This window comes from Bdellovibrio sp. ArHS (assembly GCF_000786105.1).
Lineage (GTDB): Bacteria > Bdellovibrionota > Bdellovibrionia > Bdellovibrionales > Bdellovibrionaceae > Bdellovibrio.
In genome coordinates this window covers 25,123-37,085 of record NZ_JTEV01000035.1, presented here as the reverse complement: position 1 = coordinate 37,085, position 11,963 = coordinate 25,123, and the positions used below count along the sequence as shown (strand labels likewise).

General features: G+C 44.1%; 13 protein-coding genes and 1 pseudogene. 6 read left to right on the top strand and 8 right to left on the bottom strand.

What is annotated here, in order from left to right; all coding sequences use genetic code 11:
• Together OM95_RS15955 and OM95_RS17550 are read left to right on the top strand one after the other, a co-directional pair.
• Positions 1 to 991, top strand: a 991-nt coding sequence (locus OM95_RS15955) for an LPO_1073/Vpar_1526 family protein (RefSeq protein ID WP_041876005.1), incomplete at its 5' end; no start/stop codon positions are given.
• A 293-nt stretch (positions 992 to 1,284) separates the two neighbouring features.
• Positions 1,285 to 1,691: pseudogene (locus OM95_RS17550) on the top strand (Arm DNA-binding domain-containing protein).
• A gap of 225 nt (positions 1,692 to 1,916) precedes the next feature.
• Here the strand turns inward: OM95_RS17550 and OM95_RS15950 are convergent.
• The 3 genes from OM95_RS15950 to OM95_RS15940 are packed head-to-tail and all read right to left on the bottom strand — an operon-like array spanning position 1,917 to position 3,654.
• Entirely contained in the window at positions 1,917 to 2,360 is a 444-nt protein-coding gene (locus OM95_RS15950; RefSeq protein WP_291516640.1) for a hypothetical protein, read from the bottom strand.
• Positions 2,357 to 2,869 carry a hypothetical protein gene (locus OM95_RS15945; protein WP_041875999.1) on the bottom strand — a complete coding sequence of 171 codons (513 nt, stop codon included), beginning with the start codon at positions 2,867 to 2,869 and terminating at the stop codon, positions 2,357 to 2,359. The genes OM95_RS15950 and OM95_RS15945 overlap by 4 nt, the downstream gene beginning before the upstream one ends.
• The gene (locus OM95_RS15940; RefSeq protein ID WP_041875997.1) at positions 2,869 to 3,654 is read right to left on the bottom strand and encodes a TIGR04255 family protein; all 786 of its coding nucleotides are present in this window, start codon (positions 3,652 to 3,654) and stop codon (positions 2,869 to 2,871) included. Before OM95_RS15940 ends, OM95_RS15945 begins: the two co-directional genes overlap by 1 nt.
• A gap of 566 nt (positions 3,655 to 4,220) precedes the next feature.
• Between OM95_RS15940 and OM95_RS15930 the strand changes: the two genes are divergently transcribed.
• The gene (locus tag OM95_RS15930) at positions 4,221 to 4,517 is read left to right on the top strand and encodes a hypothetical protein (RefSeq protein WP_291516637.1); all 297 of its coding nucleotides are present in this window, start codon (positions 4,221 to 4,223) and stop codon (positions 4,515 to 4,517) included.
• Between the two features lie 275 nt (positions 4,518 to 4,792).
• Here the strand turns inward: OM95_RS15930 and OM95_RS15925 are convergent, their stop codons facing one another.
• Together OM95_RS15925 and OM95_RS15920 are read right to left on the bottom strand one after the other, a co-directional pair.
• A complete protein-coding gene (locus OM95_RS15925; protein ID WP_041875989.1) occupies positions 4,793 to 5,335 on the bottom strand; it encodes a flavin reductase family protein in 543 nt (180 codons plus the stop codon).
• A 217-nt stretch (positions 5,336 to 5,552) separates the two neighbouring features.
• Positions 5,553 to 6,002, bottom strand: coding sequence for an OsmC family protein (locus tag OM95_RS15920; RefSeq protein WP_041875985.1), 450 nt, complete (start codon positions 6,000 to 6,002; stop codon positions 5,553 to 5,555).
• 454 nt (positions 6,003 to 6,456) lie between these two features.
• On the opposite strand from OM95_RS15920, the gene OM95_RS15915 reads away from it, so the two are divergent.
• The 3 genes from OM95_RS15915 (at position 6,457) to OM95_RS15905 (ending at position 7,781) form a co-directional block, all read left to right on the top strand.
• Positions 6,457 to 6,909, top strand: a complete 453-nt coding sequence (locus tag OM95_RS15915) for a DUF305 domain-containing protein (RefSeq protein WP_041875982.1) — start codon at positions 6,457 to 6,459, stop codon at positions 6,907 to 6,909.
• Between the two features lie 165 nt (positions 6,910 to 7,074).
• Positions 7,075 to 7,554, top strand: coding sequence for a VOC family protein (locus OM95_RS15910; RefSeq protein ID WP_041875980.1), 480 nt, complete (start codon positions 7,075 to 7,077; stop codon positions 7,552 to 7,554).
• A 20-nt stretch (positions 7,555 to 7,574) separates the two neighbouring features.
• A complete protein-coding gene (locus OM95_RS15905) occupies positions 7,575 to 7,781 on the top strand; it encodes a 4-oxalocrotonate tautomerase family protein (protein ID WP_041875978.1) in 207 nt (68 codons plus the stop codon).
• Positions 7,782 to 7,821: 40 nt separating this feature from the next.
• Here OM95_RS15905 and OM95_RS15900 read toward each other — a convergent pair whose 3' ends face one another.
• From OM95_RS15900 to OM95_RS15890, 3 genes are read right to left on the bottom strand one after another with little or no spacing between them, the layout of a single operon-like run.
• On the bottom strand, positions 7,822 to 9,675 hold the full coding sequence (locus OM95_RS15900) for a hypothetical protein (RefSeq protein ID WP_291516635.1): 1,854 nt from the start codon (positions 9,673 to 9,675) through the stop codon (positions 7,822 to 7,824).
• Positions 9,676 to 9,690: 15 nt separating this feature from the next.
• Positions 9,691 to 10,605, bottom strand: coding sequence for a hypothetical protein (locus OM95_RS15895; protein WP_041875973.1), 915 nt, complete (start codon positions 10,603 to 10,605; stop codon positions 9,691 to 9,693).
• Positions 10,595 to 11,809 carry a tetratricopeptide repeat protein gene (locus tag OM95_RS15890; protein ID WP_041875971.1) on the bottom strand — a complete coding sequence of 405 codons (1,215 nt, stop codon included), beginning with the start codon at positions 11,807 to 11,809 and terminating at the stop codon, positions 10,595 to 10,597. Before OM95_RS15890 ends, OM95_RS15895 begins: the two co-directional genes overlap by 11 nt.
• Positions 11,810 to 11,963: the final 154 nt, after the last annotated feature.

The following is an 11,963-nucleotide window of genomic DNA, read 5'->3' as shown; positions in this document are numbered from 1 at the left end:
GGGGGGGAGTGTAACTGTTATTCAGGGTATAACTGTCACAGAGGCCCGTGAAATAGCTTTAGACGTATATAAAGCAAATGCACTTGATTTAGCAAAATCGGCACGTGATCTCGTTGATGAAAGAGTTAGTAAGATCACGGATAAAATTGTAACTGAGATACACAGTAGAAAAGCTGAAGCCCTGAATTCATTCGGAGATCCGGACTTTCAATACAAACTCTATGAATCGAGTATAGCCTTTGCGAGATCAGGTGATGCCGATCTCGAAAAGCTATTGGTTGATTTAATGGTTGAGCGAGCAAGCGAAAATACTAGATCAACAAAACAGCTGATTCTGAATGAGGCGGTCGAGGTTGTAGGAAAGGTATCTCAGCAACAACATTGCATAATTGTGTCTGTTTTTCTTGCGAGACATTCACGCTTTAAGACTGGTGATTACAAAGAATTTTTATCACGCTTAGAGACCCTATGGATTAAATATTTTAGTAGTCTAAATAAATCAGATCTTAGCTACAAACATTTGGAGTATTTGGGCTGCATGACTTCCTCGATTGGCACAATGGATATATTTAAAATATTGAAGGGCCACTATGGTGGATTCTTCATTAAGGGATTCAAGGAAGAGGACATTCCAGAAAAATTTCGCACCGAAGCAATGAAGGTGTGTTGTCAGCACTTATTTGAAAAAAATTTTCTTCAGTATAGTTGTCTAGATGAAGAGGTTTTATCAGTTGAAATGAAAAACAAAGGAGTCGCAGTCGAAGCGCACCAGGAAATATTGGGTCATTACAGGCAAACATTGATGGCAAACTCTGATATTCAAAAAAAGTTAGAGAGCGACCTTCCATCTAGTAACATTATTTTCGAAAAATGGAAAGAGACACCATTGAAAAGTTGTACTTTGACTAGTGTCGGGCGAGCACTCGCAATTTCCTTCCTCCACTCTCACGGACATTCAGGATTTAACTTTGACACTTGGTTAGTGGAGTGATTTCAGGAATATAGGATAGGTTTTGGTGCAGGAGGAAGTTCCGATAAGTTGCGACTCTCCTCCACCAATTTTTTTCCGAGAAAATCCGATAAATACCAGCCTTCCCCTCTTAGGGGCTATTTTCATAGAGAGAATTCATTCTGCATTGTCCGACATCATCCAACCACAGCCGAAGGCTAAGGTGGGTATCTTTGGGGGGTAACCTGCTTGAGGAGTAAGAAGTTACCCCCAGATGGCATTAACGGACACCCTAATTAAGAATACAAAGGCTTCGGAGAAGATTCAGAAGCTATATGACGAGAAGGGGCCTTTACTTAGAAGTTACTCCCAAGGGAAGTAAGCGCTGGCGGTGTAAATGCCGCTTCATGGGTAAAGAGAAGCTTTTGTCTTTAGGGGGTTATATCCTGAGATCTCTCTTAAAGTTGCTCGGGAGCATAGAGACGATCTGCGAAGAAAAGTCGCTAAAGGAATAGATCCCAGCGCGCAACGCAAAGCTCTTAAAGACACCCATTTAGAAATGTCTGCAAACACATTTGAGGTTGTTGGAAGAGAATGGCAAATGAGGTTTTCAAATACGTGGGTGTCAAGTCATGCTGACAGAATTTTAAACCGACTGGAACGCGATTTGTTTCCATGGTTGGGAAATAAACCGATTGCTAACCTAACTCCTCTCGAAGTTTTAAATTGCCTTCGTCAATGAACGACCACATGCCTTGAGAAAGGAAGTGGAATTGAGAGTTTATCAATTGATGGCGCCAGTTACATATGAAACCCTAGCTGGCTCACGAACAGTTCATTCATTTAAGCGACCCTCAAAACAGTTAATTGAAGGTGCGCAAAAGGATCTCAAGCTTTATGGGCCTGTTACTGACCTAGTTGTAGAAAGTTATGCATGGGGGCAGTTAAGTGAGCCTGGAAAATAGATCTAATTACCAAAGACTTCAGAGGGTGCTTTTGGTTTTATTAGAACAATGAAAGTGTCTCTCATGGACTCTTTCTTGCGTTTATTTTTAGGTCCTGTGACGATGCCATGAAGATTATTTTCTTGAGTTGGATCTTTCCAGACGTTTCCGCAAATTTCTTTCGAAAGTAAAGCATCTCTAACTGCTCGCACCTGAGCTAGTGAAAAGCCGACTCCTTTTTCACGTATTACTTCTGAATATTGATTTCGAATTGATTCTTCAGTCTGAGCTTCGCCGTGAAGATCGACAGACATTTCTAAGTCATCATATGCGCCTGAGGTTGGTTTATCTATTGGATGAGGCTTCCAATGGCTAGAATAAACTGGGAGTCTGCGAAGGCAGAACTCCTCGTTTGTAGCAAGATTTAGCTGTCTTGAGTGTGATTCTTCCAGTGCCACGGTATTCACGCAATAGATGATCGAATCATTGAAGCGGCTTCCCATATGCTCGTTGACGGCAAAGATAAGGATTCATCCGTAATCTCGGCACAAAATCGATAAGCATTTTCATTAGGCCCAATAAATAAAATAAAAGAAATCTCGGGCCCTTCCCAGTGAAGGCTAATTGATCCGTCTCTTTCGGGCATGATTTCTGGCTGCACTTGGGGAGAAAATGTTGCGCATACTTGTTTGGCCAACTGTATAGTTGCAGAAGTAGGGGCTGGCGAACCGTAAGTATCCCAGTCGTCAGGTAATATTTCTATGTCTCGAAATCCAAATTCTAACCGCTGATTCAATGGATAACTTAGATTTGAAGCGGCCGTTTCTAATAAAAGCTGTAAGTGACCTACTACAGTACCTGATGTTTGCTCAGCGGTTTCATCAGCCTCATAAAATAAAATTTCGTCTGGTCTATAATAAGCTACAGACTCTTGTTTGTGGGCGAGATTAGTAAATCCTCTATAATTTATAGACATTATTCCGCCTCCAAAGCCTTCAGTACATCATCTGAGATTGACCACACAAATACTTCGAACAACCTAGTATTTAGTTCTGAAGCAACCGCCTTAACCGAGGACAGTGCAAGGGGGTCAAATTTTTGATTAAAATCTAAATCAAGCTTAAGTAAATAGCTTTTATCCGTAGATTTCCTAACCGTAGAATCAATTATACACCTTGTGTTTCCTTCCGTAAGCTCATATCGGTTGTATCCAAGTGAGACAGATTCAGGCTTAAAAACTCCATCATTTATTGGAGTAAAGATCTGCTTATTCATGCCGGCACCTGTATAGCCGAGGCTGGCGTCATTTGTGACAGCAATCTCATTAATTTTTCGAATACCGATCCAATTGAACTTATCAAGCTTTAGCAAGGGCGTTAATGCAGAAAGTGCATGTTCAATTTTTTCCCATAAGTCAACAAATCCCGAATACCGCTGAGTCGAAAAAATTATTCGGTCGTTCTTAACTTGAATCGAAAAAGTGTTCTCTTTATTTTGCGCAACCAAGCCGTCAGTTTTTGTATTCGTTATGGGCGCATGAGTGGTTTTACCACTACTTTCTATCTTGGTTTCAAATCTTAGTTCGGCAGAAATTGTTTTTCTTGCTACTTCTAGCTGCAAGTTTTGAGAGGAAATTTTTTTAAACTCTGTTTCAAGAGAGTTCCAGTCAATTATGTGCGGTGCAAATCGGAGCTCTATAAAAGCATTCGAAATAAAATGGCGTTTAAAATTTCGTCTAGTTACCGATGATATATTAAGCATTGATGTACCCGGTTTTTAGAATAATAAATGTCGCGCAAATCGACAAGCTGCATTATGTCTATTGGCCGTAATATAGGCGTACGCCAATAGATTGTTCTCTATACACCCAGTTACTGGACTAAGTATAGCCTAAGGGGTATCTTTTGGGGTAACTGTGGCTCGGCTTGGTGAATAACAGTTAAATAACAGTTAAATAACAGGCACTTGTCGCTTAAGTTCAATTCCCGCCGCCCCATCTTTGGAACCTGGAAATGGTTCTAAATAATTAAAAAGATTAGATACTGCCCCTCCGGGGGAAGGAAGTCAGGTTCCGAGGTTCTTGGCCTCCTTGACACATATACGTATCGTTACCACCTTACATTGAACTTTCTAGAAGAGGTAAGGCATGGATCACAGAAGATTGAAAATCGCACACCCTGAGGCTGGCCATGCGGTTATGGCATTTATTTGTCGCCAAGGAATAAAGAAAGTTTCTCTTAAAGAGATGGAGTCTCCCAGAGGAACAGATAAATACCTCGGATTTACGCAACTTGAGCCGTTCGAACAAAAAGAGGCATTTACGATTAGTGAAGCAATTCGGAGAGTCCAAAATAGGCGGTGATGACTTAATATCTGCGGTCAAATGGATTGAAGATATGATGCAATCTGAAGATTTTAGAAATTTGGCGGCAAGGCTACCGCCCCCAGACCCAGGTGCATTAGATATGATTGCGAATCCAACGATTAGAGCTTTCATCGACTACCAAATGCACTTGTGTATTGAAGAGTTGACTCCCTATAGACGGCAAATTCGGTTGATAGCTGAAAGGTTGTACGAGAAGGAAGAGCTTACCGGAGATGAGATTTATGCTCTTTTCAACTAAAGTAGCTGCGGATGCGTAGGTTCGACAATGGTGTTCTTGCCTCCACCATTTTGTTTCCTCCTCGATTTTCGACAGTTTGTCGAAGGGTTTTCTGTAATCAAGTTGAATATTTACCCCATCCATTTAGATGGTTCGATAAAAGATGGGCAATAAACTTTGAACTTAAGTGCACAGTCCTACAATACGCTCGCAAGTTATGAGGATTTAAAGATCAGTCTTTAAGAGCCGAGGTGTTCGTGATGAGGTGAAAAAAAAGGGCTCAGTTGTGGAATCCATCAAACAATCCCGATAAGCTTCGATCGCATCTCTTTCTTTCGATCAAGCTTTCTCCCATCAACGACGAAGGTGCCGTCGCCCACGGCGTGAAGGGTGCGTCTTTCCTTTCTTGAGGTGTCGAAGTAGGCGGCGACACCTTCAAGCACTACAATGTCGTGCTTCTTTATGATGTCCACGACCTTACATTCAATGTTGGCAAGGCATTCCTGGATGAGCGGAGCATCAACATATTTTCCTGTCACGGGTGTGAATCCGAACTTATCAAACTTGTCTGTATCCTTGCCCGAACAGGTTCCGATGCCAACGACTTTATCCAGAAGATCAATTGTGGGCACTGCAATCACGCACTCGCGATTTTTTGCCAGAGCCCTATAGGAAAAATTCCAATTGCCCGTTGTGATGGCGAATTTGGGTGTAAAGTCCACAACCATTGTCCATGAAATCGTCATGATATTATTTCTTTCGCCGTCACTGGTGGTCACCAAAGTCACGGGGCCAGGTTCAATCAAGGTAAAGGCTTTGCGAAGATTCATTTTTCTCATAACAAAATCAGACGCCCTAACATTCTGAGCGTCAAGAGCGAGGCGGCTAGTTGATATATCTTTTGGCTTCTAGCAGACTCCGCGAGAATTGCTGAGGTACAGGTTGCGGGATCACTCTTGGCAGTTAGACTGGGACCTAGATAGAACTTTCATGCATCGAGATGACACGCCTGGAGGCTGTTCTTTAGACTTTTTGTCATCGGCTTTGGATCTTGTCTTAGTAGCTTCCGGCAGATTTTCTCACTATTTTTCCGAATAGAGATGTGCCTGTTGTTACAGTATTAAAGACAGTACCGTACTGTTTTACATTTTTATGAAGCAGCTCAAGGCGATGATCGTTTTCATCTGTATCTATGATGATTTCATATTCAATGGATTCCATTCTGGGGGGAGCATCTTGTCTTATGCCATGAAGCTTCACTTCAATACCCCGAAACGAAAATTTCAGCATAGGAGCGACTCTTTCGATTCCTTTGATCATGCAAGCTGAAATTGCGGCCATTAAAAGCTCCGCCGGATTGAAGGCATCCGGAGTTCCGCTCAAATTTGTATCGAGTTTAATTGTTGCAGATTTACCTGGTGTTTCACAAAACGAAACGCTTTCCTGATGGCTAAGCCATTCCGAACGCACATCAAAAGTCATTTTTTGTTTTTGATTTTCAGACATCAGAACTCCTTTTCGCTCAAAGATAGCCTCTGTTTTAGTTCATCAATTATAGGAACTCTTTCAGCAACCTTGACTTCACCATTTACGATTAAAACTGGTGTCGATATACAGATAACGACATAATTTTTTCGATGTCAGTTACTTTTTCTATCGTCTATTTTACATCGAGTTCGGCGGCAGCAAACTCGATTAGCTTCTTCCAGTGTTTTGCACTGTGCACACCCTTCGCAAATTCAGTTTGTTCGACTAAGAAGTCCTGCTGAAACTCAAAAATTTTTAAATACTATGCAGAAGCTTCGCCGAACGAGGGAAAAATCCCTAGACTCTTTTAGAAGCTAATTTTCCTAAGGAACCAGATGTCCTCAAGACTTTTTTGGGGGGCGCGAGACTTGCATCTATGGTTCGGGTGCACCCTTAAACCCCGTGTTCTACTTGGAATCTTTTTGGAGGAATAATGACTCATCACTACTGGAAATTGCCCCGAATGCTTCTTCTGCACTTTGTTGTCATGTTCGCTGTTATGTATACCATGGTCTATTCGATCTCAGATGTTTTTATAAATCTGAATCAATTCTATATGACGATGATGATGGTGTTGCCGATGGCGCTATTTATGCCATTGCTGATGCCCTCGATGTATCCAGACAAAAAAGCCAACCTGATTATATATTTGTCGTCGGTTGTGGGTTTTGCCGCATTTCTCTGGTTCATGCGTGATCAATCTTTTGTCGCAGACCGACAGTTTTTGAAATCGATGATCCCCCACCACTCAGGTGCCATTCTGATGTGTGAAAGAGCCGCGATTTCTGATTCTGAGATTAAGGATCTTTGCGCATCCATAACGCAAGGACAGAAAAAAGAGATTGATCAAATGAAGCAGATTCTGCAGCGCTTAGAAGCGAACTAACACAACATCGAAGCGGAAATGCTAATAAGATACGAAGGTTCTTGCCATCTAAGTACTCGATTTGGCTTGGTGTTGTGCAAACAAAAAATCCGATGTTGTTTCCCGATACGATAAGATACGATAATTTTGATCCGGCTTTTTTGACCGCAAAGGAAGAGGAATTCAATGAGCAAAATATACGCTTGCATATGGTCTAATGATAAAGCTGCAGAGATGGCAAAATTCTATAAATCGATCTTCAAAGGCACCAAGATTGGGAAGACCGCTTATTGGGGAAGTAACCCCATGGGGGTCAAAGAAGGTTCGGTGCTGACTATGCATCTCACATTATTGGGGCAAAAGATCATGCTCTTAAACGGATACACCGAAATGTCCTTTAATGAATCCATTTCATTTGTCGTTCCTTGTAAAACCCAACGGGAAATAGACTACTACTGGAAGAAACTCACCAGTGGGGGAGGCAAAGCTGTGCAATGTGGTTGGTTGATCGACAAATATGGCATTCGTTGGCAGATTGCTCCAGCGGAATTTGACAAGTGGAACACCAGCAAAAATAAGAAGAAGAAAGAGGCCGTCATGCACGCTATGTGGAAGATGGTCAAACTTGATCTGAAGAAGCTGCAAGAAGCCTACGAAAAAAACTAAAGCAACGAGGTTAGATATTCATGCCCTACGTTAATGTTCAAATCATCAAAGGTGCCACCAAAGAACAAAAGGCACAAATTATCGCAGACATCACGCAGTCTTTGGTCAATGTTCTTGGCAAAAAGCCAGAACACACTCATATCGTTATTCAGGAAATCGCTGAAGAGGATTGGGGTTTTGCGGGACTGCCCACGGACGAGTGGAAAAAGAAAAAGGGGAGTGGATAACCACGCCCCTTTTTCATCCTAAGAGTTCATTGCAACGAAACTACCAAGGACCTAAAGAGTTTAGTAAAGGATAACTGTCCATCATCCACGGACCGCTTGCGGAAAAATCCCAGTCAACGAAGTTGGCTGTGTCTTGCATTTGAGATGAATCCAATCCCAGCAAAGTCGTTGAAGTGGCATCGCCGCTAACAGCGCCCCCGTGACTGACCTCATTCTGCCAATACGAGTTTTGGATTCTGTTAGTGACATTGGCAGCCCCGACAAAGCCAGTGGCATCATCGCCAGTTACTACGGAAACGGAATGAACGCGCGCAACACGAGTTCCCGCAGCCGTTGTATTCAGATATCCGATAGCGCCGCCGCCTGTTGTTCCACTCACATCTACTGTCGCTTGGGCGAAAGAATCTTCAACGTATCCGTTCGTCAACATGGCTCCCACCAAGCCGCCCAGATTTGATCCGGCTGTAATAGTTGTCGAGATTACGCCTACGCGTCTCATGGTTCCTTGAAGAACGCCAACGGCGCCGCCGATTCCATAGCTTAGATTAGGTTTGTTCGCAGTCGCATCAGTGATATCGCTATTTTGAACTAAAGAGTCCTCAAGAATTCCAGACTCCATTAAGCCCACCAAGCCCCCATAAGCATAAATGCCAGCGGTGCTATTGGTGCGAACGATATGCAAGTTTGAGACTCTGTTGTTCGAAAGAGTTCCTTCGGTGACTTTACCAACAAGGCCTCCGGTAGCCACCGCGGGCCACGTGGTCAGAGTAACGTTCTCAACTCGGCAGTCCACAATCGCCATGCGAGTCATGTCGCCAGCAAGGGCGCCCAATTTATGAATCAACACGCTGGGCGGATTCCATTCTAAAGAATGCGTAACGGTCGAATTTTTTACCGTCACATTCAAAAGTGCTGTGTTTGTACTAAACGCAGATTGAATAAAAGAAACGACAAAGCCCCCGCGAAGAGCTTCTGAGGCTCCTGAAGATCCTGGGAAAGAAAAGCCGTCAATAGTCAGGTTTTTCACCTGGCCATAGCTGCCGATGTTATTGATAAGACCGACCAATTTATATCCACCCTCTGAAAGATAAGGTAGAACACCATTGCTGAGTGTCTTGTTATTGCCATCAATAGTCGCATCAAGAGCACGGATTTGATTCGGTGTTGTTCCTTGAAAGTCCAAATTGTTCGTTAACTTAAAATGGCAGTGTCGCAAATTAAGTTCGGTGCCAATTAGATTCCACTGTGCGACAGTTGCGATCAGATATGGATCCGATGTTGATGTTCCGCCGCCTCCAGCGAATTGAGATCCGAGAGTTGGGTCTGCGCAATGTGACGTCGGTGGAGTGGAGCCGCCGCCACCTCCTCCGCCGCCACCACCACCGCCGGAGTCACCTCCGAGGGATTGACCGGTTCTCACATCCACAGCTGTAGAAGAGTTGTATGAGCCACGGATTTTTAAAGTGGTATCACCATTGATATCGGCGACGGTTCTGCCAACTTCAGATAAAACGGGATAAGCAGATGTCGAAAAAAGTCCGGCGCGCGTGATTTCTGTTGGGCAAGAGCCCGAAGAACTTGTCACGCCCACGATTTGAAAAAGGCGAGATGAGCCGACAGGAACTTCGACCTTGAGAGTTCCGCCGGTGGTTGCTGCAACCATCGTTGAAACCAATCCTAGACCCTGTTCTTGACTAATGCCGGACCCAGTTACGTTTAAGACGACACAATCAAAATCAGCGACGGTAGAGGGAGCAGAACTGGTGTTAATTCCCGAGCGTAAAGCAGGAATTTCGACTTCGACCATGGTTTTTTCTTTATTGTTTCCTGTACATCCTGCGGTTATCAACAGAGATGTCGACGCTAAAACTAAGCTTATTAAATTCTTATTCATATTATCTCCGTAAAATTAAGGTTCAAAAATCACATTAACATTAGGATTTGATTTTCCTGGCAGCGGCTGCAACGGATCTCGAGAAATTCCGCTTCCTGGAGCAGCCCCACTACTAAATCCTGGACCCGCATCATTCCATGAAGGCAGAGCTGGAGACGCTGAACTTCCTGGATTCGTTTGGGCTGTCCCACCTGTGTTAGAGGCTGGTCCTCGCACTTCAGGAGTTGCCGGAGTTTCAGGATTTACGATGGCCTGAGAGATCGAATTGACAACTTCTTTCGTCGAAGGTGACTGCTGCTGCGAAGGACGCAAATCATTTGATTGTGACTCGGTGACCTTCTGAGTTGTTGCGACGACTTCTGTCGATGCGTTTTTGGCAGGGCGAACGGTGACGAAGCTTCCCGCGGCGAGTTGTACGGTGTCTCCGGCTTTCTGACCGTTGCGTGTATCTTTCGTGTAAGCGATCACGGCGTCTCCGTCGACAGAGACATAGCTCATTGCTGGATTGGTACTGGATTCATTTCGGCCAACAACGTAGCGACCGGAATTTAAAGTGAAGGTCGCTGAATCTGTTTTAACAACAATAGCGGCGGTGCTCGCGGTACCCATTTTTTTAACACCGTCGACAGCTCCTTTTTGCACGGACACCGTCACGGCACTTCCGGCAACAGAATCTACGGTGACAACGGAATTTGACGAAAAGTTCACCACGCTGTCACTGCCGAAGATGACCGACGCAGTGGCTCCTGGCGCCGTTTCAACTTTAGCTCCGGCAGGAACTATGTCGCCGGCCTTTGCTGGTTGACCATTGATATAAACCTCACCACTGGTGCTGACCAATCTTCCTTCTGTCGCCTCTTCAGCCGCTGACAAGTTTGTCATGCAAAGTGCGAAGAGGATAATAAATGTCTTTTTAAATTTAGAAAGCATATTCCACCTGTCCCATCACTGTGTTGCGCTTATAGCTGGCGCTGCTAATATTAGAATTGTTATTTGTAACAAAGATATCGAATGCAAAATTCAAATTCGGCTCAGAGGCTGGAGTGTAGGTAGCCCCCACAATCGCATCAAAACGATCATCTTTTCTGCCGTTAGAACTTTCGAAATAGTTGTTTTGGGCGAATGAAAAATTCAGGCGTCCGCGAATCAATTCGGTCATGCGACCGGAAATCCCGGAGGAAATACCATAGGCCTGTAGACGGTAATTATCACCCTCTGCAAAAACTTGTGAAAAATTGAGTGAAGACTGCCAAATAAGACTGTCAACGCGTTTGGCATACCATAAGGAAGGGGTTACCACTGCGCCATCGCGGTTGTCGTCTGAAGTCGCGGCAGTTTCCTCGGCAAACTTTTGCAAGCCCACGGGAATTTCAAAGCCCAATCTGGAATATTCATTAAGATCGCGTGAAAGGTTAGCAAAGACCGTGTCTGTCCAGGAAAAGAATCTCATCCCGTCAGAATTGACAAAGGAAACATCAAAGCGATTGCCAAATCTGGTCTGCCATACGCTTGCAGAATTTGTGGACGGTTCCCATTCCGCTGCCAGAAATTGATAGATCGAGTTGTAAGAGTCGACTTGAGATTTGATGTATCCCGTATAAGAAGTCGTTGAGCGAAGCTCTAGGTTTCCTGAACTGAAAGGTCGATGATAGCGCACCTGAGCAACAGGGTTGAAGAAAGCACTTTCAGGAGAGCTTGAGCTATTGAGAGAATCAGAAAGCAGCATGACATTGTTGTCATGGCCAATTCGCAAAAGCACGGAGCTTTTCAGCTCACCCACATCTGCAGCTTTCTCGCTTTCAACGAGGGCGGTGCATCCCTTTGTGCGAAGGTGTTCCGCAGCAATAAGATAAGCATCGCGGGTGTTTGGCGGACTTGCTGCAGACGCTTGGGTCAGCGACGCTTGAGCGTCATCACATTTTGCCGTTCGGGATTGCAACAAGGCCAATCGGCCCCAGCTTTCAGCGTCTTTTTTGTCTTCTTTCAGATGTTCCTGAAGAAGGGCAATAGCTTCATCAATCTTACCTTGATTCAGCTTATCCTGAACTGCGGTTTTAACCCATTCTCTATTGGCGTTTACAGACGGCTTGGAGTTGTCTGCCCAAGTATGTGCGGAGCACATCATTAAAGCCATGATTATAATTCTCATTTTATAGCGCACCGAAAAGTCTCCCTCTTGTTCTGTTAAAACTATGTAGTCCAACAAAGGATATCCGTGGCGGAAAGGACAGAGCTATCCCTCGAAAGAGTGATTCAGGGGGATTCAAAATCAAAACTGGAAATAGGTC

Excerpts from the sequence above, each read along its gene's own strand:
- OM95_RS15900 (WP_291516635.1), bottom strand. The coding sequence starts at position 9,675 with ATGAATAAGAATTTAATAAGCTTAGTTTTAGCGTCGACATCTCTGTTG.
- OM95_RS15890 (WP_041875971.1), bottom strand. The coding sequence starts at position 11,809 with ATGGCTTTAATGATGTGCTCCGCACATACTTGGGCAGACAACTCCAAG.
- OM95_RS15925 (WP_041875989.1), bottom strand. The coding sequence starts at position 5,335 with ATGAGAAAAATGAATCTTCGCAAAGCCTTTACCTTGATTGAACCTGGC.
- OM95_RS15910 (WP_041875980.1), top strand. The coding sequence starts at position 7,075 with ATGAGCAAAATATACGCTTGCATATGGTCTAATGATAAAGCTGCAGAG.
- OM95_RS15940 (WP_041875997.1), bottom strand. The coding sequence starts at position 3,654 with ATGCTTAATATATCATCGGTAACTAGACGAAATTTTAAACGCCATTTT.
- OM95_RS15915 (WP_041875982.1), top strand. The coding sequence starts at position 6,457 with ATGACTCATCACTACTGGAAATTGCCCCGAATGCTTCTTCTGCACTTT.
- OM95_RS15920 (WP_041875985.1), bottom strand. The coding sequence starts at position 6,002 with ATGTCTGAAAATCAAAAACAAAAAATGACTTTTGATGTGCGTTCGGAA.
- OM95_RS15905 (WP_041875978.1), top strand. The coding sequence starts at position 7,575 with ATGCCCTACGTTAATGTTCAAATCATCAAAGGTGCCACCAAAGAACAA.
- OM95_RS15895 (WP_041875973.1), bottom strand. The coding sequence starts at position 10,605 with ATGCTTTCTAAATTTAAAAAGACATTTATTATCCTCTTCGCACTTTGC.
- OM95_RS15945 (WP_041875999.1), bottom strand. The coding sequence starts at position 2,869 with ATGTCTATAAATTATAGAGGATTTACTAATCTCGCCCACAAACAAGAG.